Source organism: Bythopirellula polymerisocia, assembly GCF_007860015.1.
GTDB classification, from domain to species: Bacteria; Planctomycetota; Planctomycetia; order Pirellulales; family Lacipirellulaceae; genus Bythopirellula; species Bythopirellula polymerisocia.
In genome coordinates this window covers 577931-599486 of the sequence record NZ_SJPS01000001.1, presented here as the reverse complement: position 1 = coordinate 599486, position 21556 = coordinate 577931, and the positions used below count along the sequence as shown (strand labels likewise).

The following is a 21556-nucleotide window of genomic DNA, read 5'->3' as shown; positions in this document are numbered from 1 at the left end:
GGGTATTATTCCCGTTGGGGTCAAAGTGGTAATAACCAAGGCACCATAACGACGCACACGATCATAACTATGATCGTGAACGGCACGCCGATTTTTACAAAGTCGCCAAAAGTGTAGTTCCCCGGCGTTACGACGAGCGTGTTGACCGGCGAGGAGACAGGGGTCATGAAAGCCGATGAGGCGGCCAGGGCGACGATCATTGCGAACGGATAGGGGGAAGCTCCCAAGTCCTTTGCTAACGCGATAGCAACTGGTGCCATGAGGACCGCCGTCGCAGTGTTGGAGATAAACATTCCCAGCATTGCGGTGATGGCAAACAAAACTCCCAGCACCATATATGTCCCCGCCTGGCCAATCACCTTCATCAACCCGTCGGCCACCAGATCGACACCACCAGTACGTTGCAGGGCAATTGAAAATGGCAGCATCCCCACGATCAACACGAGTGTCTTCCAGTCGATCGAGCGATAGGCGCTATTCATGTCGACACAACGTAGCGCGCCCATCAAAAGGCAACCAATCAATGCGGCCAACACGTTGGGGACCACTCCACTTACCATCAGCCCGATGACCAATGCCAGACTGAAGATTGCCTGAGAAGCCCTGCCATGGGCAGGCAGTTCATCTTTCATCTCTGCCGGCAAATTGAATACGACCAAGTCATTGCCATAGGATTGCAAGTTGCGAATCTCGCGCCAGGGACCTAAGACCAAGAGTGTATCTCCGATTTGGAGGTCTTCGTTCTTGAGATCGTATTCGATAGTGGTCAGGCCGCGTCGAACACCAATTACCCGCACCCCATACTGATCGTAGAAACTGGTTTCCACGAGCGAATTGCCTATGAGCTTCGAATTCGCTGGTAGAATGACCTCGGCCATGCCGATCTCCTGGGATCGATCCGTGAAATAGTCTCCGGTAAGCGGCAAGGCTTCCAGTCCGAATTTCTGTCGAAGAGCCTCCACTGCAGACTCTTCTGCAATCAGATCCACGAGCAAAATATCGCCGGACTGTATTTGAGTTTTCGGGCTTGGGTGAATCAGCGCTTTTCCACGCTGAATGGCGATCATCTTCGCGCCGGATGTGTCTTGGAGTCGAATTGACTCAACCGTCTCACCGATGAAAGGAGATTGATCAGTGACTTGCACGCGGTGTTCTCGCGCAACAAGGTTATATTCCTCGACCCAATTAGCCAAGGTAGGTACCCCAGTGTAGTCCGTCGCAACTTCTTCATGCCCTCCAAGCCAGCGCCGGGCAAACATCATGTAGGCGATTGCCAGCACCAAAACTGGAATGCCAAATGGGGTGAACGCAAAAAAATGAAGGCCCTCGAAACCGTTCCGCTCCAGTTCGCTGCTCACGACAAGATTAGGGGCGGTGGCGATCAAGGTCATCATTCCGCTGGTGAGGGCTGCCATGCTTAATGGCATCATTAGCCGACTCGATGGCGTGCCTGTGCTCTGAGAGATTCGTAGCGCCACGGGAATAAAGATCGCAGTCACCGCGGTGGAACTCATCATGGAACCCAATCCGCAGACAACCGCCATTAGTAACGCCAATAATTTGGTCTCGTTGCTGCCGGCCTTTACGGTTAACCAGTCACCCAGGGACCGCGCGACACCTGTGCGCACAAGACCGTCGCCTATTACAAATAGCGCAGCGATGAGAACAATATTCGGATCGCTGAATCCTGCTAGAGCTTCGGAGACATCGATTACACCCGTCAGCGGCAAGGCCGTCAGCATGATCAGCGCAACCACGTCCATCCGCGGCTTATTGATCGCAAACATCGCGATCGCAGCCACTAGCAAGGCGAGGACTATGGCCAGCTCAGAAGACATCGCACACCGATAACCAGCAACAAGAGGACACAGTGCCAGAAAACCTGCGGAATTACGCAGGCAACTATGTCTCTAGTTCTAATGAAGTGTGTGGGACGATACAAGCCGCGTGGTTAGAAATTGTATTGCGCCAGGCCGTGTAATCGTTGGGCGCGAGCACTTTCGCCATCCAAGTTTTCCCGCTCCCCCGTGATGTACTCGACTCCGAAAGAAAGTCGCGGCACGGGAATCCACCAGAGGCTGGCAGCCACATACTCGGCGGCGTCATAGGTGGTAGCCGGTTGGTTGGCGTTGTTGTCGACGTTCACATTGGCATAGGTGAAATTCATAAGCCAATGTTCGTTGAACCAGTGTTCGTAACTGGCATTCCAACCGGTCGCATCTACGAGTTCAAATTCACCTGTGATCGGATTTACTTGAGCGTCGAATCCTTGCCCGGCCAGATCGTTGATGTATCGACTAATCCCCGAGCCCCACGTACCTTGCAACAGAATGCGGCTGCGAGTCAAACCGGAAGGGTTTACTTCGTGGACGGGGTCACAGCCAGACAAGATCGCCCAGGGATGAAAGACAACGTTTCCACTGATTCCTGCCCCAGTCTGCTGAGTCACGTCCCCACCAGTCGGTCGATAACCAATAGTACGCATGAGACCCGCCACCTGAATGTGTCCTCGATCTGCCTCGAAACGCAAGTGAGTTGCAAGGTCGGGAACCTCTTGCACATTGGTGCCTAGTCCGTTGGTCGTAATGTCCGAGAAGCAGCGTTCAACGCTCGCCGCCCAGAAGATTCGTTCGCGCACCGGGAGTGTCACCCGCATTGAGGGTTGACGTTGGTTGACCCAACTGTTGGGACCTTGGAAGTCGACGAGACTCGGCCAGTTCGAGCCATCCATGAACACGGAATTCTGCTGGCCAAAACGAAAGTAACCAAAATCAAAAAAAGCATGCCGCAGCCGAAACGGATTGCCACCGCCACCGGCTGCCTGGGCGGGACCATTGAAAAAATCGCCTTCGATAAATGTATGAACGTTCCAGTCGCGATAGGAAGTAGGTGTCCAAGATTCCAACGCAAAGCGGCTAATGCGACCGCTCATGTTGTAGTTCTGCCCGTCTTGCTGAGGGACCGGTATCGTGTTGGGCACGAACGAATCGGTGCTCCCGATAGGATCGAAATCGTAGAGCGAAGCTAATCTCACAAATCCACGTAAGCGGAAAGACGTGTTCGTACCTGGAGCCAGAAATGATCCCGGGTAGAGTCCGCGCACGTCGAGCTGATCCCTTTCTTGTGCACTGACCCGCACGGGCGGCGTGAGTCTCGTCCACTCGGGCTCGCCAGGTGCATCTTGATAATCCCGATGCGTGTATCCCGGCGGACCATAATCGGCAATCGGTCGGGCACCATCCCCATCGGTTTGGTCAAAGTAGCGTTGGGTATAGAAGTAGTTCGGTAATTGTTGCGACGTGGATTGATAAGAGACGCCGGGTGCGTCTTGTTGTTCCGGAAGATTGTATTCCGGCACCTCAGGCAATTGTGTTTGTGCTAGCAGCGCAGGTGCAAGGAGCGCAATCGCAAGTTGAGTGCAAATCGTGCGAATGCAGCCGAACATGAAGTCACCCTGATAAGATATAGAGAAGGACTGTTCGGGTCCTATCGTCTTACAAACTGGGCTGACTTTAACGATTGCAGAAACTATGCCTTCGCAGGCACTGGATCGTTGGTCCCTCGCGCAGGTTCCTCATGAATATCGAACATGATCGCATAGAGCACCGGAGTCACGAGCAGTGATAGCACGGCAGCGAACGAGAGGCCGAACATGATGCAAACTGCCATGGAGCCGAAAAAGGCGTCCTGCAGCAGCGGGATCATGCCGAGAACCGTTGTAATAACGACCATGCAAACGGGCCGCATCTTGCTGGTGCCCCCGTAGAGGATCGCCTCGTAAGGTGGCTTGCCCTCTTCGATCTCGGTGAAAACCTTGCTGAGCACGACGATCTGACTCTTGATCAGTTCGCCGCAAAGGGCCAGCGTACCTAAGAGCGCCATGAATCCGAAGGGCTGCCCGGTGAGCAGTAGTCCAGCCGTCACACCAATGATAGCCAGTGGCATGATCAGCCAGATAAGTGCTGTAACACGCATAGAGTTGAACAGACACACGACGATAAAAAACATCAACGCGAGAAAATAGGGCAGCGGTGCTGCCAACGCTTTACGTGCATCGCGGGAATCTTCGTATTCGCCGCCCCATTCCAGCGAATAGCCTGGAGGCAGGTCGATCGCTTCAATGGCCGAGCGGACTCGGCCGAAGAGTTGGCTCGGCAATCCAGAGCGTGGGTCTGCATGGACCGTGATGGTGGGAAAACGATCACGGCGCATGATCACGGGAGATTCCCAAGAGACATCCACGCCGGAAACTACCTGACTAAGCGGGATCATCCGACCCGCCACAGGGCTCCAGATCTGCATGCTGGCGATCGAGGCCACATCGTTGCGTTCGCCCAAGGGAGGTCGAGCAATGATCGGCAACAAGCGAGTTTCCTGCGGGAAGTCGCCTGTACCGGTGCCGCCGTGCCCCGGATCGCGATAAAAGCCAACCACTCGGCCCTCAAGGCTCGTTTCCAGTGCCTGAGCCACATCGATACGGGTGAGGCCATTGCGACGCGCCTGTGATTCGAACAGAGTCGGACGGATCACTTTCTCGCGCTCGCGCCAGTCATGTCGGACTCCTTTCGCACCGCCGTCTGTTTCAAAGACCTGAATGACTTCGTCGGCTAGTTGCTGCAGCATGTCGGGATCCGGTCCGCGAATTCGGGCCTGGATACGACCACCATCGCCTGGTCCGAGCAGGAATTTATTGGCAACGGCGTTGGCATCCGGATACTTTTCGTCCAATTGAGTTTGCACGACATCCACTAAATCATCTATCGCGTCTGGATCGTCCACTTCGACAAGGAACTGCACAAAGGCGCGGTTTTCCAATTCAGGTGAATAGACCAGCAGGAAGCGTAGTCCCCCGCCACCGACGAAAGATGCGATGTGCGTGACGTGAGACTGTTCTTGGATGAAGTTTTCGATGTCTTCAGCAAACGCCTCTGTCTCGCGAATATGCGTGCTGGTGGGGAGAAAGACATCCACCATAAATTGGGGCCGAGTCGCTGGGGGAAAAAAGCTTTGCTTAACCATCGTAAAACCGTAGAGAGACGCCACAAAGAGTGCGACCGATGCCGCCATCACGAGCCATCGATAGCGGAGCGCCATGACAAGCAGCCAGCGATAGGCGCGAAAGACCGGGCCGCCATAGGGATCGGCCGGGGCGCTGCCGTCGCCGGCTGTTTGGCTTGGCTTGAAAAACAAAGCTCCCAGTAAGGGAGTCGCTGTGACGGAAGTCACCCAACTCCAACTGAGCGCAATGAGGATCACCCAAAAAAGTGAATTGGTGTATTCACCAGTACTATCTTCCGAGAGACCAATCGCGGCGAATGCGAGGACGCCAATGGCCGTGGCACCAAACAACGGCCATTGATTTTGTGCGACGACATCGCGGACGACCTGTAACTTGTCTTCGCCCGCTTCGATGCGAACCTTGATCCCTTCGATGACGATGATGGCATTGTCGGTCAACATGCAGAGGGCGATGATCAGCGCACCGAGGGAAATACGTTCCATCAGCAGATCGCCTTTCATAGACATGACCAGAAAGGTTGCCATGATCGTGAGGAAAAGCACCATGCCGATAATCAGGCCTGTCTTGCGACCCATAGTCACCAGGAGTACCAAGACAACGATGCTCACCGCCTTAAATAGATTGAACACAAAGTCGTTGGTAGCTTTGGTGACGGCTTCGGGCTGAAAGTTGATCTCGCCGATCTCGATACCGATGGGCTGATACGGTTTGAGTCGGGCAAATGTTTCACGGACACCCTCGCCCATATAGACGACGTTACCGCCAGGCACCGTCGAAATGCCGATTCCAATGGCTGGCTTGCCATCGAAGCGAAGAATTCGGCGAGGAGGATCGCTATACCCCCGCTCTAGTGTGGCTACATCACCGAGCGTAAGTTGCCTGCCGGATTTATCCGATCCGATGACGATGCCGAGCATCTCCTCAGGTATGCGAAAGCCCCCTGCGGGATCGACTGGCAGATGCTCGTCGCCGACCTGGATTCGACCTCCATCAGCGGCTATGTTCTTTTCCTGCAGCAAGCGGTAAATCGCATCCTCGTTAATGCCAAGTTGCGAGAGGCGTTGTCGCGAGATTTCCAGAAACACTTGCTCCTGCTGTTCAGCAAACAGATCGACCTTTTGCACGTTATCAACGAGCTTTAACTCACGGCGCAGAAACTCGGCATACCTTCGGAGCTCGGGATAGGTGAACCCTTCGCCGGTGATTGCAAGAAACACGCCATACACATCGCCAAAGTCGTCGACCACCATCGTCCGTCCGCGGACCGAGGGGGGAAGTTGTGGTTGGACGTCGTTTATTTTGCGACGCAACTCGTCCCACACCTGGGGCATCCGATGTTTGTCGTACCGGTCGCGGATGAAGGCTTTCACAATGGAACGCCCGCGCACCGACTCCGACTCCACCCGATCGAGCTGGCCAAGCTGCTGGCAGGCAGTTTCGATATGGTTGGTGACCTCCAGAGCAACTTCTTCCGCACTGGCACCAGGATAAGGCGTAATGATGAGCGCCTGCTTGATGGTGAATTCAGGGTCTTCCAGCCGCCCCAATGACATGTAGGCTGAAGCGCCACCCACGATCAACAGCGCCATCGCGACGAAAACCACGCGATTATGTTTGACGGAAAGTACGCCGGGATTCATGGCGTAGCCCTTCCCAACGCATCCCCGAGATCTCGGACTCTCATCCCTTCACGGAGAAATCGCACACCCGCGACGACAATGCGGTCCCCCGGCTCGAGCCCCTCGACGATTTCGATCCGACCAGCTGCGGTCGCTCCCAGCTTGATCGGGCGTTTGGAAACCGTGTCCTCTTCACCAAAGACCCATGCCAATTGCTCCCCGGCGGGTGTCACGCCAACGGCTTCAATGGGTATCCAAATATGGTTCTCTGCTAAAGCGCGGGACCGGTGGTAGCGGACGTTGACGTTGGCGGTCATGCCAGGAAGCACACGCAAGTTTTCAGGAGACTGCATTGCTGCACGAATTTTGAAAGTCTGCGTCACGGGATCTGCTACCTGGCTAACCTCCCGGATTCGCACAGGGAAATCAACTCCTGGAACGGAGCTTATCTCGGCAGACATATCCACGATGTCGGCTAACTGTATCTCGCCCACCATCACTGCCTCGGGGACATCCACAACAATGTCGATCTCGTTGAGATCTTGAAATTGCACAACAGGGGTGTTCGGAGTGATGTTTTGGCCCTCATCGACAAACCGCTGGGCAATGACTCCGTCGTAAGGGGCTCGCAGATTGGAGTCGTCGAGTTGGATTTGTGCTTCCACCACTCGACCTTCTAATCCCCGCACTTGGGCCTCGGACGCCTCGATATCCTCGTTGCGACCACGAGTTCCTTTTTGCAATAACTCGACTGCTGCAGTGTTCTCCTCTTGGGCGACCTGATAGTCTAATTCCGACTTCTCTAATTCCTGCTGCGAGACCGCCCTCTGGGTGATCAACTGCTGGTTGCGAGCAAGTATCATTCGCGTATTAGCCACTCTGGCCTCGGTCGCCCTAACTTGGGCCTCTCGGCGACGCATTTCCTCAGGCCGTTCGCCCCCCAGCAAAGCAGCAAGGTTTGCACGAGCCTGTCCCAATTCTCCTTGGAGCGACTTGAGTCGAGCCTCAAATTCCCCCTGCCGAAGTTGGGCGATTAAGTCCCCTTTGACAACCTCTTGCCCTTCCTTAACCGGCAGTTCGGCGAGCAATCCCGGTACTCGGAAGGCAAGCTCCACGCGTCGCGAGGCCTCAACCGTCCCAGGAAAGGAGCGCAATCGTTCTCCGTCTCCGGCAGTCACGACCATAGTCTTCACGGGGCGAACCCCAGGGACTGGAGGCGACTCCTCCGGTCGGCACCCACTCACGAACAAGATAGCTGCGCAAGACAAATACCCGGCAAGCCGAACAGGAAGAAATCTCTTCGTTGCCATCTGAACTCGCATTCTTTGTTCCGATAGTTGTTAGAAAGTTGCCTGAGACGGCTCGATGCCGCAAACAGTAAATCATTTCTATCGCCGGCAAAAACCGATCACAGTTTCGCCACCGAAGCAAAAAAGTATGCCGAATTGCATTGGGCTTGTCCAGCTACTCTACTATAGCACGGTCACTTGTCAAAAAAGTGGACTTCCCCCGAATTCATGTCATACATACCCCCGACGATCTTGATCTCGCCGTCGGCTTCCATCTCTTTAAGAATCGGACTGTGTTTTCGAATGTTTTCGATGGTCATTCGCACATTTTGCTCTGCCACCTTTTCTACGAATTCCTCGTTTTCGCTCGACTTTTCTCCCCTGTAAGCGGCAAAATGATCGACCGCAGGCGTAATGTTCGCGAGCATCGGGGTGATGTTGCCCAACTCGACGCCGTCGATGGCTCCCTTCACCGCACCGCAATGCTCGTGGCCGAGCACAAAGACAAGTTTTGAACCCGATACCTTGCATGCAAATTCCATGCTTCCCAAGATGTCGGTGTTGGCAAAGTTGCCTGCCACGCGGGCCACAAAGATATCGCCAATCCCCCGATCAAAAACATCCTCCACGGGAATGCGTGAATCCAAGCAAGACAAGATGACCGCCTTGGGAAACTGATTTAGCGCTGCCTCACGAATCATCTTGGAATGATCACGGCTAGTCAGCGTTCCTGCGGTGAATCGCTTGTTTCCATTCTTCAACAATTCGATCACGTCATCAGGAGTCAGTTTCTCCTGCTCCTCTCGAGTCAACACGCGTACCACGAGAGGCTTGGACTCTGCCCCGCTAGTAGACGGCTCCTGACCTTTTGCGTTCCCACCCCATAGTAATACGGAAGCACTCCCCATAGCGCACAAGAACAAATGTTTTCCGATCATGATTCACTCTCCTTAGAATTGTTATTACGTCGCCCTGTCTGAATCCGCGGACGAATTCCGCTGCCATACATGTTGGCGTAGACTCTTGTAAATACTGTCCCAAACACCAAGCACTGGGCAAGAAAATAGACGGCGATCAACAGCACCGCGACGGTCCCCGCTGCTTCAAAGGCCGATCCGAAGTTCCCCTGTGCCACAAATCGACCCAACAGGTTAGCTCCGACAACCAACAACAGTGTTGTGACCAGTCCCCCCACCAAGGAGTCCCTCCAAGCCACGATGGCATTGGTCATGTACTTAAACATCAACGCCAATGACAGGGTGCCCACGAGCACTGTTGCGATCAAGCTGATCAGTGGTCTAGTCTGTTCGATGTTGAATTGTGAATTCAAGATCGATATCACAAAGTTTGTCAGCGTGATCAGGACGATCAGCAGACCGATGCCCAACACGATTACGGAGGCCAACATCCGGTCCCAAATCATTTTTCTTGCGCCACTTTTCTCTGGCTGTGGCATCTTCCAGATTGAGGTCAATGCATGTTGGAGATGAAAGAACACCAGCGAAGCACCAGCCAGGATGGCGACGAAACTGATCCCTCTCTTCCACAGGGGGCCTTGATCATGCCCGTCCGAAACCTCCTCGAGTGTTGTGATGACCATTTCCGCCACATCGGCCCCAAACACAGAGTCGATGTTATCCATCAAGCGATCAGAGGCAGCATCGTTATCCACAAACAGACCGGCCACGGTGATGGCGACATAGATGATGGGAACCAATGAAAACAGTGAGTAATAGGCCAGCGATGCTGCGAAATGCGTGGGACGTTCTAAAGTGTAAGTCTTGTAGAGCTGCGCGATGAATGCTCGCAAGGAACGTGATTTATTCATGCGGATCCAACACAGTTACCCAAGTCTCTTTGTTCGACTGTTAGTCGCAATTCGATCGCATCATGCCACATTCTGGTCGTACTCCGTTGCCTTGGTCATCCGAAAGAGCAGCCAAAGTGTAAAGGCCAACACCAACAGTTCGGCCGCCAACACCGAGAGGTCGGCCAATAACCCAACCATGTCGATCGCGGACACCCAATTCGATGGATTCGCCGTCTCAGTGCGCATGACCGGAACTCCCCCTTGAGGTGCTCGCAGGAAAATAAACAGCAATCGCCCCACTTCGAACACCATCAACAACATCGAGAACAGGATACCCAGGCAACTTGCCCACAAGCCGATCCACAAGGTTCCTTCCACCGATGACTTGGGGGGCCGCCGATCAGGGTCGGCAATTCGCCTCGCCAGTCGTGTATAGCGATAGGACCAGAAGATCGTGAACATCAGAATTGCCAAGCCAATCAATCCCAGGTATTCGCCGATTCCCATAACACCGCGTTGATAGGCTGCAGATTCGCAGAAGAACAACACATAGATCATCAAGAGGATCGGCAAGGCGGCCAGAATGAGCTGCAACCAGAATCCAATCCAGCCGAGTCGCGAAAACACCTTGGCGATACTTTGAGGCTGCGAGGAAAATAGCGAGAATTTTTTAAACATGGCTGACCAATGGTTGCGAACGGTCTGTTCTGAAATTGGAATTTTCGGCTTGCGGCCGTGAAAAAACGAAATCTATTCTGGTGCCTGATCGTTTTCGCAAATTTCTAACTTGTCGTCTTTCGCTGTACCGAGAACCTGGGGAGCACTGGCTCCCATTGACATAAAGACACTCACCAGCCCATCGACGCTGCAACCGGCAGGTTTCACACTGTCTACGGGAACCAGCACTAAGGCTCCACCGAATGGAACCGGCGCCGTGGGGACGATAACCACATGATAGTCATAACCGTCGATGTGAACGACCTTGGGACTCGGCAACAAAGCCAACATGGCTGCCCCCCCTTGCCCACCGAAGGTACACAACACCGGTGACATTGCCTTGACGTCTTCGTTCTTGCGATCGAACACACTGGTAAGCTGCTTGGATGCATCGTAGATGGTTCCCACCAAGGGAACACGGTGCAGGGCACCTTCGACAACAAAATGGTAGCGTCCTGCCCTTCCACTTTCGACGAGCAAGCCGAAAACGTAGACCACTACTAAAGTACCTACTAATCCCACGAGATAGGCAATCGACTCACAGACTACTAAGTTCAATCCAGCCTTGGAGAGGATTTTTCCAAACTCACTTTTTGGTCCTACGAGATCGTGCAGAAAAACAACCACCCACGCCAGAATGGCAAGCGTGAGGGCCAAGGGAAGAAATCCGATCAGCCCGGTAATAAATGGCTGGCTGATCCGCTGTGAAAGCGTCAGTTTTTCTTCCCCTACTTTCATCACCAGTCCCTCAAACTGCTTGCAGGAATTTTGAGAACGCAGCGTTTCGATAATACCGGGCCGAAGCGTGAGCAAAGTACAAATCGGTATATCGCGGGGCGGCCCGCCGCCTGTGTTGAGGATTGTAGCTTGCTCACCAGACCAATTCAACTAGACCAGTGTCTACGAGTTGAGGAAGCTAAGTCGAACCAAAGAAATACGTCGAAGCAAAGAAATTCATTGTCACGACTCAATCCAGCCACCCCCAAGTGTGCGATCCCCGTCGTAGCAGACAACTGCCTGCCCGGGCGCAACGCCACATTGGGGTTCCACAAATTTCACTGCCAAGCGCCGCTCCGGCAACAATTGCACGTCTGCCCAGACGGGTGCCGTGTTGTAACGAATCTGTACTTGGCAGCGACGTGGTACATCTTCAATAGGAACCAACCAATTGGTCTGAGTCGCAGTGAGTGAAGGCTGTGCAAGTTCCTCACGATCTCCTAGCACAACCCGTCGCGAATCTGGTTCGATACGCACGACAAATTTCGGTTCTCCCAGCGCGATGCCCAGTCCCTTTCGCTGTCCGACCGTAAACCCTTCGATCCCCGAGTGTGTACCGACGACGGTGCCATCGGTGGTGACAAACTCGCCCGAGGTATCGACTGGCTCACGATGATCCCGCACGAATTGGTCATATCGCCCCTGAGTCACAAAACAAATTTCTTGGCTGTCTTTCTTCTCCGCCACGTTGAAACCCAGATCAGCCGCGATCCTACGGATCGCAGGTTTCTCATACTCACCAACAGGCAACAGCATCCGCTTGAGATAGTCGCGCTCGATACCGAAGAGTACGTAGGACTGATCCTTGCCGCTGTCGACCCCTCGCAGCAAGGCGGGCAAACCCGCAAGCGTGGACTCTAAGCGTGCATAATGGCCTGTCGCTACGAACTCGGCATCAACACTGTCGGCGTAGTCAAAAAGCTTGCCAAACTTGATCCAGTTGTTGCACTGCACGCACGGATTGGGCGTGCGTCCAATGGTGTACTCCTCGACGAAGTAATCAATGATCCGGGTGAACTCTGCTTCCAGATTTAATGCGTAGAAGGGGATATTAAGGCGATCCGCCACGCGCCGTGCATCCTCGGCGTCGGCTGCCGTACAGCATCCTTGCTTGTGATCCAATCGATTCACTATGGGTAGACTACCGCCCGCCGAAGCGGGCTCGCCACACGCCACCGGCGACTTCTGCCCATGGCGCATGAAGACTCCAATCACCTCGTGTCCCTCTGCGGTGAGCAGATGGGCCGCGACGCTGGAATCTACTCCGCCCGACATTGCCAGTACGACTCGTGCCATATCCTTGAGTTTACGAGCAATCCAAACCACGGGCTACCTCCTGGAGAGAATGACCAATGAGCAAGGTCCAATGACCAATTCAAGGCAGAAAACTTAACCAGATCGTTCATTGTTAATTGGTCCTTAGTCATTTTTCTTCGGTCCTTCGCCCGTCTAGCAACTCTCACCAGCGACGCGTATAATGCCGCTCTTCCCTTCCCACCCTAAATTTGGAGTCCCCACCGATGGCACTGGAAAAAGAATGGTACGATCGCGCGGCCGCGATTCGCACGGCGATTCTCCAGTTGCGGGACTCTCTTTGACTGCGCTGCCAAAGAAACACGTATCGAAGCCATCGATGCCGAGATGGCAGCCCCCAGTTTCTGGGACAGTCAGGAAGCTGCCCAGCTGATCGTTTCCGAGCGCAAATCGCTCGACTCGATCGTCAAGCCACTTTCCGAAGCACTAGCTTCGAGTGATGATCTGGATGCCATGCTCGAGATGGCCGAGGATGACGAAACCTTCGCCGCTGAGGTCCCCGCCGAAGTCGTCCGACTCGAAGCGATTATCGAACAACTCAAACTTCAAGCCCTGCTCAATGGCACGCATGATGCCGCTGGGGCAATACTCACCATCAATGCCCGTGACGGCGGCACTGACGCCAACGACTGGGCTGAGATGCTTCTGCGGATGTATATGCAATGGGCCCAGAAAAACGACTACGGTGTGGAACTGGTTGACCGCCAGGACAATGAAGAGGCGGGCATCAACAACGCCACGATCACTATCCGCGGCCCAATGGCCTACGGATACTTGCGTGGTGAGACTGGCATGCATCGCCTCGTGAGGATCAGCCCGTTCAACAGTGAAGGGAAACGCCAAACCAGTTTTGCCGCGGTGGATGTCTCTCCCGAGATTTCTGACTCGGTCGCTATCGAGATCGATGAAGAGGATGTTCGCGAAGACACTTTCCGCGCTTCTGGTGCGGGGGGCCAGCATGTGAACAAGACTTCCAGCGCGATTCGCCTGACGCACATCCCCACGAACATCGTCGTGCAGTGTCAGAACGAGCGGAGCCAACACAAGAATCGCGCGACCGCCTGGAAAATGCTCCGGGCACGCATGGCCCGTGTCGAAGAAGAAAAACGCGAAGCCGAGGACGCGATCAAATACCAGCAGCAGGCTAAAAGCGGTTTCGGTTCCCAGATTCGCAATTACTTCCTGCATCCCGATCAGCGAGTGAAAGACGCCCGCACCAAATTTCAGATGGGCAACTTCCACACCGTGCTGGACGGCGACATCCAGGGTTTTCTGGACTCGGTGCTACGCTGGCGCGCCGGTCATCCTGTGGAAGAGGACGACGAGTAGTGGCCAGCCCCCCGCCGATGGTTGCTCTGGATGCACTCGACGAGCAGCGTCAGGGCTTGCGAGTCGAGTTCCACTGGCGCGATGATCGCTACTTTCACACGATTTATCGCGTCACCTGCGACACGGCGGTTCCAGTTGTCACCTCCCTAGAAGGCGCGGAGGACGAATTATTCCCGGCGAGCCCCTGTCTGTTCGAACTGCATCAACAGGAACAGGTTCTCTTTCTGACCGGCGCGACTTCCGTTTGCCATTGGTCACTCAGTGTCCAATCCATGTCTGCCAATCGCTTGGTGTTTGAAGTCGCGTGTCGGCTCAAAGCAAAGCCGCCATGGCTGGGGAGTAAGTATGAAGTCATGCACGATTCAGCGCAGGAAATGCTCCACACTTTGAGTGGCAAAGCGATGTTAAATGACTCGGAGCAAATCTGCATCGCTTCCGCTGCTGAAGTCCCTCTGGAGTTCCCCACCACCCTCCAGTGGAAATACGCCGCGCGGGTATGATCCCCAGCCGGACCGCCACGCGGTCCGGAATTACCTTTTGCACTCAGCTAGGGGGGTCGGTCCCTTCGCTTGCTTTCCACTTCTTGTCACTGTCGTGATCGTGGAACATCGGTTCTCTGGCTTGGATCCCCTTGATCTGTTTGAAGTCACGCACCCAGATATTGCGATAGCGCACTGGGTGTCCGTGATATTGCAGGGAGATGGGCAGTTTGTCGGGATGCATCTTGTAATTGGGAGGTTCGTTCCAATAGGTTCCCCCGGCTAGTTCATAATGATTTTGGATCAACACGCCATTTTGCAAAGCCGTGAGATAGGCAGGCGACGCAAGCGTACCATCCGAGTTGAAACGGGGGGCAGTCCAGATAATGTCGTACGTGTTCCACTCACCTGGGGGACGCATCGCGTTGACCATCGGCGGCGACTGTTTGTAGATCGCGCCGGCCTGGCCATCGAAATAGGTTTTGGCCTGGTAAGAATCGAGTACCTGTAATTCATAGACGTCCATAAAAAACACGCCACTGTTTCCGCGATCTTGGCCCTGGCCTTTGGCAGGAGAGGGAGCGGACCATTCAATATGCAGTTGGCAATCGCCAAACTTCTGTTTCGTATGGATCATATTCGGGCCGGCAATTGCCACCCCATCTTCAACCTTCCAGCTCTCGGCCCCTTCCCATGCCGAGAGGTCCTTGCCGTCAAACAACACGATCGCATCGGAGGGAGGATCCGAACTGGTTGCCCCTGGAGTTACCACGGGGGGCTCGGGCCAATCGATGCCAGGCAGGTACTCAAGGTTTTTGGCACTGAGCGGAATAAATGCGATACAAGAGGCAATAGAGAATGCAAAAAACGACGTGATTCGTCCAAACGCTGAATTCATCATCGAATATCTCCAAGTTATAGGGAAAAGCGGATTTTCGGCAATTATTGAGTATCCCGTGCCGGTTCGCAAGGAAAACCATTGAGGTCATTGCCAGAGGCCGTATTATTGGCCACAATTTCAGTTCGTTTTTCTTCCCCTGAGCTGCAGAGTTAGGAGTCGATTCCGGCAATGGTCATGGCGAACATTGAAAAGATCAAACAGGAATACACCGACAAGTACGTGGTGGTCGACGCCAGCCAGCCCGAGCTGGCACGGTTCGCAGACCTTGTGGGACAGGTCAAAACGGTCAACATGAGCGGCCGCGCCCTCGTCGAGTTCCAGGACTACCACCTCAACATTGGCTGGTTCGACATTGATCTGGACTACCTCAAAGTCGTCGACAAACCGCTCCCAAAAGAGAAGAAGGCCGAGCCGAAGAAACCTGCCGCTAAACCCGCAGCCAGCAAGGCCGCTCCAGCGGCTGGGGAATCAAAACCCGCAGGCAAACCCTCCACCGCCGACATTCTCGCCAAACTCAAAGGGGGCGGCGCAGCAAAATCCACCAGTGGAGAAGCTGCTTCAGCACCTGCGAAACCAAAGCCCAAAGCGGAACCCAAACCCGCATCAGGCGGCAAGCCCGACCGCAGCAAGATGTCTGTCGCCGACATGCTAGCCGCCGCCCGCGGCGGTGACTCCCAAAAGTCCGACGGTGGCGAGGCCGCTTCAGCGGCCGTCGAACCCGAGCCCACCCCAGCGTCAGAACCCGCACCCGCGAAAGCTGCAGCGCCTTCCGCCGACGGCATCGTCAAGATCGATAAAACGGGAATGAGCATCGACGAGATGGTCGCCTACTGCCGCGAACACGACGCGGCGTAGATCATGCGATGTAACGATACGACTCGATGGGTCATCGCACTTCTAGCATCCGCTCCAGCGCTACTAGCGACCAGCGCGCTGTCTCTTCGTCTACTTCGATCGTGTTGACTGGCGTCCCCGCGACCAGATTCTCTAGACTCCAACACAGGTGCGCCAAATCGATCCGATACATCGTCGCACACATGCATACCACCGGCGACAAGAAATAAACTTCCTGCTCGGGGTGCTCCTGCTTGAGCCGATTCACCAAATGCAGTTCCGTGCCGATGGCCCACTTGGTGCCGGGGGGGGCAGACTCCACCATGCGGATGATCTTGCCCGTAGAGCCAAACTCGTCGGCGATTTCGAACACCTCTCGCGGGCATTCCGGGTGGACCAGAATCTTGATTCCCGGATGCTGCTCGCGAAACAAAGCTACATGCTCGGGGCGAAACATTTGGTGTACGCTGCAATGCCCCTTCCATAGAATTACCTTGCTTTGCTGGAGCATCTCAGCCGAGTTGCCACCCAGCTCCTCAGCATACGGGTCCCACACGGGCATCTCGTCGGTGGTGATCCCCATCCCCAGCGCCGTGTTACGGCCCAGATGCTGATCGGGGAAAAACATCACTCGCGACGTTTTGGCAAACGACCATTCCAGCGCGGCCTGGGCATTCGACGAAGTACATACGATCCCCCCATGGCGACCGACAAACGCCTTCAAGCTCGCGGCCGAGTTGATGTATGTGACCGGCGTGATGTCCTCGGTGTCGAGTACCTCGCCAAGTTGATCCCAGGCGTCCTCGATCTGGTCGATTGCCGCCATATCGGCCATCGAACAACCTGCCGCCATGTCGGGCAGTATCACGCGAACCCGTTCCCCTCCGCGTTCAGCAAGTTTCTCGGGCCGATTGGCCAGGATGTCGGCCGTCTCGGCCATGAAGTGCACGCCACAGAAAGCGATCGCTCGGCAGTCGCTCGAATCGGCGGCCATCTGGCTCAGTTGATAACTGTCGCCGGTGAGATCAACCTGGGCGATCACTTCGTCTTGCTGATAGTGGTGCCCCAGAATCAGCAGCTTCGGCCCCAACTCATCGCGTATCTTCTGGATCCGCTCCTGCAATTGCTCGTTCGAGAGCGATTTATAGGGTTTCAATTCGAATTTCGGGGCATCAAGCGTGGCGGTCATCAGATTTCACCCGGTTGGCGGTGTGCTAGCAAAAGAGCAGCCCAATTATAGGCGATAGCAACTAGAGAAAACAGGCAGCGGTCAACTGGGCAAAGTTTAACGCCTCGTTGGTCGATAGATACCCATATCTGCCTGCGCAGGGGATGCGCCCGCTGATGGTACGTTTGCCGACGCTTGCACCGCAATCTTTGAACTTCTCTATGAGTGATTCCATTCCAGAAACTGCTGACGATGCCGCTCCCCAGGAGCAAAGCCCATCGGAGCAACCGCATGGACGTCACCCGACCAGCTTTGCCGAACTCCCCGACTACACTCGCAGTCTTCTCAAGATAACCGTGCCGGTCCGCGTGGTGCTAGCCAGCAAGAAGGAAAACCTGATAGACATCGTAGAGATGGCTCCCGGCACGATCATCAAATTCGAGAAGCCGTGCGACGAACTGCTGCAACTCTTCGTCGGCAATCAGCAGGTGGCTCAGGGCGAAGCCGTTAAAGTAGGCGACAAGTTCGGCTTCCGCACCGCGACCATGACTTTGCCGCGAGAACACTTTTCTCAGCTGCGCAAGAAGACTGGGTAGTCGCAGCTCTTCTCGCTCCCAATAAAAACGGGGTGCCCATTGGCACCCCGCGCTTGGTCATTGCTAAGTAATTCGACTTAGAACTGCCCGTCCGCTGGCTCAGGCTCTGTCGCATCTCCACTGAGACTCGACTTCTTATGATTAGAGGTCATCAATTGTGCGAAAACAAACGGAGAAATCTGATCTGAGATAAATGACACCTGAGAGCCAACAAAGGCCACATTGACACCACCAGGATGGAAGCTGGACGCGATACCGGGTCTAGCAACAGGATTAGCTGTATCTGGAAGTGGCGGATTATCACCAAGGACGTTCATATCCTCAAATGTTATGTAGTTTGGTACTTCTTTGCTGCCGTTAATTCTCAATTCTCTGTTTGTAGCCACGTCATTAGGCTGGACCCAACAGAAGCCAAAATGGAAATTGCGATCCGGGGTGCTCTCGTAATCATCCTTCGCTGAAGAGCTTGATAGCGGCGAGGGGTAGGAATAGAAGAGCGAAGCCAAACTCTCCGAGAACATCAAAGTCTTGCTCGTGCCGTCCCCCTTGCTTTGGATATAAGCCATCGACATGGATACGCGTGGGGCGTACACAGGCGTGTCTCGCTTGTCGGTGACACTTACCCAGCTAGGCGCGGGACCTGATGTAGGAGTAACGTCAGCAATACGAGTCTGATCAAAGAAAACCCCATCCGCAGGGTTCTCCCAGCCATCGGATTGACCAAAATTCCAAGCAAAAAGATACCCGGAATTCGACACGTAGGACAGATTGGGCTCGCTTTGTACCGAAGGAGGATTGCTAGGACAAATAAGGTTCTCTAGCTGAGGCAACTGATCCGGAACGAGGCCACCGCTGTACTGTTCAAACAACTGACTTTGCTCAAGATAAGGGAACACCGTTACGAGCCAACTGGCTCGAGTCATATTCCGACTTTGACTGATCCCCAACGCATTGACATACCCCGGGAAAGATGGAATAGAAGTTTCCCGGGTCTGCATGGCCAGCGAGAGTTGCTTGATGTTGTTCTTACACGTATTGCTACGTGCTGCCTCGCGCGCCGATTGCACGGCAGGCAACAACAGGCCCACTAGCGTGCCGATGATGGCGATCACCACCAAAAGTTCGACCAGAGTGAAAGCAGAATTATTACGGCGATAAATTGAGTGCCTCATCTCGATTTTCTCCATGCGTAGGGTGGAAGAGTGTTGCCCGGCTAGCCAACCTATCGAATTCAATGATCGAACTGCCGCCGCAAGCAACGGCTACCGACGAATGACTGAAATTGCTCTCTGTTCCCGCACAAATCGGCCAGCAATTAAATTGTCGCAACATTCGGGCCACTTGTCCAGCATTCGTAGCCCCGAAATTCGCGAACCTGCAATCGGAAATCCGGAAAAAACCTCTATTCAAACGAATCTCGCAGCAAGCAGAGGGCACAAGAAAATGACCAATGAGCAAGGTCCAGTGACCAATTTCGGGCTTAATTGCAACCTTTGTCAATTGGGCCTTGGATATTGGACATTGGCCATTGACCTTTAATTCACTCCGCCAGTTGAAGCCCGTTGCTCCTCAATGGTATGTTATGGCTCTAAGTAACAACTGAGAGGACTGGTGTCACCTGGCGAAGTGAACTCTTCCATTGCCAGCTATACCCGCGGCCATGCCACTCCGGCCACGCCGCTACCACTCGACAACAAACTTTCCCGGTATCTAGGTTTTAGGAGAATTTTTATGTCGATGTTTATTGGTGAGGCTTTGTCCGGCGATGGTAACGAGATTGCCCATATCGATCTCTTGATCGGCTCGAAGGACGGCCCCGTCGGGACCGCGTTCGCCAATGCCTTGGCTCGACAGAGCGAAGGCCACAGCAACCTGTTGGCCGTGTTAACCCCCAACCTCGCCGTCAAGCCTGCTACCGTGATGATTACCAAGGTGACCATCAAGGGAATGCGCCAAGCCGTGCAGATGTTCGGCCCCGCCCAGGCCGCCGTCGCCAAGGCGATTGCCGACAGCGTCTCTGACGGTGTGATCAAGAAGGGCGATGCCGAGAATTTGGTTTGCGTCTGTGGCGTGTTCATTCACCCCGAAGCGGCCGACGACAAGAAGATCTACGACTACAACTACGAGGCCACGAAGATGGCCGTCAAGAACGCGATGGAAAACAAGCCCAGTGTCGATGAAATGCTGGCTGGTAAAGACGAAGCTGCCCACCCCTTCCGTGGGTTTTAGGTTTTAGGAGTCCCCATGGCTCTGGCAAAAATCCTGCTCTGCATGGACACCGATCCCCAGCCGAGCGTGTTCGACAGTGTCGTCGCGCTCGACGCCGGGGCGGGGCAGCTACTGCGCCATGGGGGAGTCACTCCCGCAGACGTGAAGAACTTGATTCACGGACTCATGTTCACACGCGGCGGCGATCAACTCCATCATGCCGCAGCGATCATCGGTGGTTCCGATGTGGTGGCTGGCGAACAACTCTTGCAAGCCGCCAAACAGGCCTTCTTCGGGCCAGTGCGGGTGTCGGTGATGCTGGACTCGAACGGTGCCAATACGACTGCCGCAGCCGCCGTGGTGTGCGCTAGTCGTCACTTGCCTCTCGGCCCCGAAACGATTGCCCTCGTGCTGGGCGCTACCGGTTCGGTCGGTCAGCGAGTTGTGCGAATGCTTGCCCGCGAGGGGGCTGATGTCCGTGTTGCATCGCGCCGCTTGACCCACGCTGAAGCGGTCTGCCATCGCATAACTGCCGCCGTCCCTGGGGCCCGCGTCACTCCACGCAGTACAACCGACACCGATAAGGGCGACCTCTTGGATGCTGCTCATTTGGTGATCGCAACAGGTGCGGCAGGAGTGAATCTGCTCGACTCGGCTGACTTAAAAAACGCCAAAACACTGCAAGTGGCGCTCGATCTCAATGCCGTCCCGCCGGCGGGCATCACGGGGATTGCTCCCACCGATAAGGCCGTCAACAAAGAGGGTCGCATCTGCTATGGGGCTCTGGCCGTCGGGGGACTCAAGATGAAGATCCACAAGGCAGCGATCCGTCAATTGTTCGAGTCGAACGATCGGATCCTCGATGCCGACGAAATCTACAACCTCGGCAAGCTCTTGGCCGACGCAAAATAGGGCGGTTAGCACGTGGCCAAACACCCGCAGCGTCGCTCCTCTTCCAAGAACAGGCTTTCACTCGTCCGGTCGCAGGGGGGCAATGCCTGGGTTTTTGCGCACCCAGCAGAGGTGCGTGAATGTGCCGAAGACCTCGAAGAAGTTCGTGAGATGATCGAGGCAGGCGAAACCGACATAGCCACGGACGAACTCCGCTGGCTCTTGGGCATGTGTAGTGAAATGCTCGCTGCCCATTTTCTGCTCGGCAAACTGGCCGTCGAAGTGAACAACGATGTTGACCTGGGCCGTGGCCACTTCGGCGCGGGCTATCAATTGGGCCTGCAAGCCTGGCGCCGTGCCGGCAAACCCACCCCCGTAGCCGCCCTTCACCCAGCCAACCGCGTCTTCTTCGATTGCGGCCGCGGCCTCGCCTGGTGTTTACACCATCTGCAAAAAACGTCCATGGCACTCGAGGTGGTCGAGCACATGCTCGCCATGGACCCCAACGACCCGCTGGCGATTCGCAGCTGGATCGACGAGATGCAAACCGAGGGGAAACCTGTCGTAGAACTCGGCGGTATGTTCCGTGGTCCCAACTAGGGTT

Annotated in this window: 19 protein-coding genes; 7 read left to right on the top strand and 12 right to left on the bottom strand. The window is 54.9% G+C overall.

Annotation, left to right across the window (positions count from 1 at the left end; all coding sequences use genetic code 11):
- Positions 1–20: 20 nt before the first annotated feature.
- From Pla144_RS02425 to mnmA, 9 genes are all read right to left on the bottom strand, one after another.
- Positions 21–1838, bottom strand: coding sequence for an SLC13 family permease (locus Pla144_RS02425; RefSeq protein ID WP_146447720.1), 1818 nt, complete (start codon positions 1836–1838; stop codon positions 21–23).
- 113 nt (positions 1839–1951) lie between these two features.
- A complete protein-coding gene (locus tag Pla144_RS02420) occupies positions 1952–3445 on the bottom strand; it encodes a DcaP family trimeric outer membrane transporter (RefSeq protein ID WP_146447719.1) in 1494 nt (497 codons plus the stop codon).
- A gap of 83 nt (positions 3446–3528) precedes the next feature.
- Entirely contained in the window at positions 3529–6660 is a 3132-nt protein-coding gene (locus Pla144_RS02415) for an efflux RND transporter permease subunit (protein ID WP_146447718.1), read from the bottom strand.
- Positions 6657–7949 (bottom strand): efflux RND transporter periplasmic adaptor subunit, encoded by a 1293-nt coding sequence (locus Pla144_RS02410; protein ID WP_231936128.1) that lies wholly within the window; start codon positions 7947–7949, stop codon positions 6657–6659. The genes Pla144_RS02415 and Pla144_RS02410 overlap by 4 nt, the downstream gene beginning before the upstream one ends.
- Before the next feature lie 173 nt (positions 7950–8122).
- A complete protein-coding gene (locus Pla144_RS02405) occupies positions 8123–8866 on the bottom strand; it encodes a carbonic anhydrase family protein (RefSeq protein ID WP_146447716.1) in 744 nt (247 codons plus the stop codon).
- Entirely contained in the window at positions 8863–9756 is an 894-nt protein-coding gene (locus Pla144_RS02400) for a YihY/virulence factor BrkB family protein (protein WP_146447715.1), read from the bottom strand. Before Pla144_RS02400 ends, Pla144_RS02405 begins: the two co-directional genes overlap by 4 nt.
- A 60-nt stretch (positions 9757–9816) precedes the next feature.
- Positions 9817–10416 carry a DUF3611 family protein gene (locus Pla144_RS02395; RefSeq protein WP_146447714.1) on the bottom strand — a complete coding sequence of 200 codons (600 nt, stop codon included), beginning with the start codon at positions 10414–10416 and terminating at the stop codon, positions 9817–9819.
- Positions 10417–10488: 72 nt separating this feature from the next.
- Positions 10489–11343, bottom strand: coding sequence for a DUF502 domain-containing protein (locus Pla144_RS02390; protein WP_146447713.1), 855 nt, complete (start codon positions 11341–11343; stop codon positions 10489–10491).
- A gap of 72 nt (positions 11344–11415) precedes the next feature.
- A complete protein-coding gene (gene mnmA / locus Pla144_RS02385) occupies positions 11416–12528 on the bottom strand; it encodes a tRNA 2-thiouridine(34) synthase MnmA (protein WP_146448978.1) in 1113 nt (370 codons plus the stop codon).
- A 230-nt stretch (positions 12529–12758) separates the two neighbouring features.
- Between mnmA and prfB the strand changes: the two genes are divergently transcribed.
- Together prfB and Pla144_RS02375 are read left to right on the top strand one after the other, a co-directional pair.
- A protein-coding gene (prfB, locus tag Pla144_RS02380) for a peptide chain release factor 2 (RefSeq protein ID WP_391580956.1) occupies positions 12759–13875 on the top strand; the annotation gives its coding sequence in 2 pieces (ribosomal slippage) (positions 12759–12827 and positions 12829–13875; 1116 coding nt in all).
- Positions 13875–14375: a hypothetical protein gene (locus Pla144_RS02375; RefSeq protein WP_146447711.1), complete on the top strand. Its 501-nt coding sequence runs from the start codon at positions 13875–13877 to the stop codon at positions 14373–14375. Before prfB ends, Pla144_RS02375 begins: the two co-directional genes overlap by 1 nt.
- A 43-nt stretch (positions 14376–14418) precedes the next feature.
- Here Pla144_RS02375 and Pla144_RS02370 read toward each other — a convergent pair whose 3' ends face one another.
- Positions 14419–15255, bottom strand: coding sequence for a 3-keto-disaccharide hydrolase (locus Pla144_RS02370; RefSeq protein ID WP_231936127.1), 837 nt, complete (start codon positions 15253–15255; stop codon positions 14419–14421).
- 174 nt (positions 15256–15429) lie between these two features.
- Here Pla144_RS02370 and Pla144_RS02365 point away from each other — a divergent pair, with 174 nt between their 5' ends.
- Positions 15430–16110, top strand: coding sequence for a hypothetical protein (locus tag Pla144_RS02365; RefSeq protein ID WP_146447710.1), 681 nt, complete (start codon positions 15430–15432; stop codon positions 16108–16110).
- A gap of 31 nt (positions 16111–16141) precedes the next feature.
- Here Pla144_RS02365 and nadA read toward each other — a convergent pair whose 3' ends face one another.
- Entirely contained in the window at positions 16142–17278 is a 1137-nt protein-coding gene (gene nadA / locus Pla144_RS02360) for a quinolinate synthase NadA (protein ID WP_146447709.1), read from the bottom strand.
- Positions 17279–17478: 200 nt separating this feature from the next.
- On the opposite strand from nadA, the gene Pla144_RS02355 reads away from it, so the two are divergent.
- A complete protein-coding gene (locus Pla144_RS02355; protein WP_197530332.1) occupies positions 17479–17853 on the top strand; it encodes a FliM/FliN family flagellar motor switch protein in 375 nt (124 codons plus the stop codon).
- A 77-nt stretch (positions 17854–17930) separates the two neighbouring features.
- On the opposite strand, the gene Pla144_RS02350 is transcribed toward Pla144_RS02355, so the two are convergent.
- On the bottom strand, positions 17931–19025 hold the full coding sequence (locus tag Pla144_RS02350; protein ID WP_197530331.1) for a DUF1559 family PulG-like putative transporter: 1095 nt from the start codon (positions 19023–19025) through the stop codon (positions 17931–17933).
- Positions 19026–19584: 559 nt separating this feature from the next.
- Between Pla144_RS02350 and fae the strand changes: the two genes are divergently transcribed.
- From fae to Pla144_RS02335, 3 genes are read left to right on the top strand one after another with little or no spacing between them, the layout of a single operon-like run.
- Complete coding sequence (gene fae, locus Pla144_RS02345) at positions 19585–20082, top strand: formaldehyde-activating enzyme (protein WP_146447706.1); 498 nt, start codon at positions 19585–19587, stop codon at positions 20080–20082.
- A gap of 15 nt (positions 20083–20097) precedes the next feature.
- Positions 20098–20973 (top strand): methylene-tetrahydromethanopterin dehydrogenase N-terminal domain-containing protein, encoded by an 876-nt coding sequence (locus Pla144_RS02340; RefSeq protein ID WP_146447705.1) that lies wholly within the window; start codon positions 20098–20100, stop codon positions 20971–20973.
- A gap of 12 nt (positions 20974–20985) precedes the next feature.
- Positions 20986–21552: a hypothetical protein gene (locus tag Pla144_RS02335; protein WP_146447704.1), complete on the top strand. Its 567-nt coding sequence runs from the start codon at positions 20986–20988 to the stop codon at positions 21550–21552.
- Positions 21553–21556: the final 4 nt, after the last annotated feature.

Coding starts and splice junctions, on each gene's coding strand:
- Pla144_RS02425 (WP_146447720.1), bottom strand. CDS start 1,838: ATGTCTTCTGAGCTGGCCATAGTCCTCGCCTTGCTAGTGGCTGCGATC.
- Pla144_RS02420 (WP_146447719.1), bottom strand. CDS start 3,445: ATGTTCGGCTGCATTCGCACGATTTGCACTCAACTTGCGATTGCGCTC.
- Pla144_RS02415 (WP_146447718.1), bottom strand. CDS start 6,660: ATGAATCCCGGCGTACTTTCCGTCAAACATAATCGCGTGGTTTTCGTC.
- Pla144_RS02410 (WP_231936128.1), bottom strand. CDS start 7,949: ATGGCAACGAAGAGATTTCTTCCTGTTCGGCTTGCCGGGTATTTGTCT.
- Pla144_RS02405 (WP_146447716.1), bottom strand. CDS start 8,866: ATGATCGGAAAACATTTGTTCTTGTGCGCTATGGGGAGTGCTTCCGTA.
- Pla144_RS02400 (WP_146447715.1), bottom strand. CDS start 9,756: ATGAATAAATCACGTTCCTTGCGAGCATTCATCGCGCAGCTCTACAAG.
- Pla144_RS02395 (WP_146447714.1), bottom strand. CDS start 10,416: ATGTTTAAAAAATTCTCGCTATTTTCCTCGCAGCCTCAAAGTATCGCC.
- mnmA (WP_146448978.1), bottom strand. CDS start 12,528: ATGGCACGAGTCGTACTGGCAATGTCGGGCGGAGTAGATTCCAGCGTC.
- Pla144_RS02370 (WP_231936127.1), bottom strand. CDS start 15,255: ATGATGAATTCAGCGTTTGGACGAATCACGTCGTTTTTTGCATTCTCT.
- Pla144_RS02365 (WP_146447710.1), top strand. CDS start 15,430: ATGGCGAACATTGAAAAGATCAAACAGGAATACACCGACAAGTACGTG.
- nadA (WP_146447709.1), bottom strand. CDS start 17,278: ATGACCGCCACGCTTGATGCCCCGAAATTCGAATTGAAACCCTATAAA.
- Pla144_RS02355 (WP_197530332.1), top strand. CDS start 17,479: ATGAGTGATTCCATTCCAGAAACTGCTGACGATGCCGCTCCCCAGGAG.
- Pla144_RS02350 (WP_197530331.1), bottom strand. CDS start 19,025: ATGAGGCACTCAATTTATCGCCGTAATAATTCTGCTTTCACTCTGGTC.
- fae (WP_146447706.1), top strand. CDS start 19,585: ATGTCGATGTTTATTGGTGAGGCTTTGTCCGGCGATGGTAACGAGATT.
- Pla144_RS02340 (WP_146447705.1), top strand. CDS start 20,098: ATGGCTCTGGCAAAAATCCTGCTCTGCATGGACACCGATCCCCAGCCG.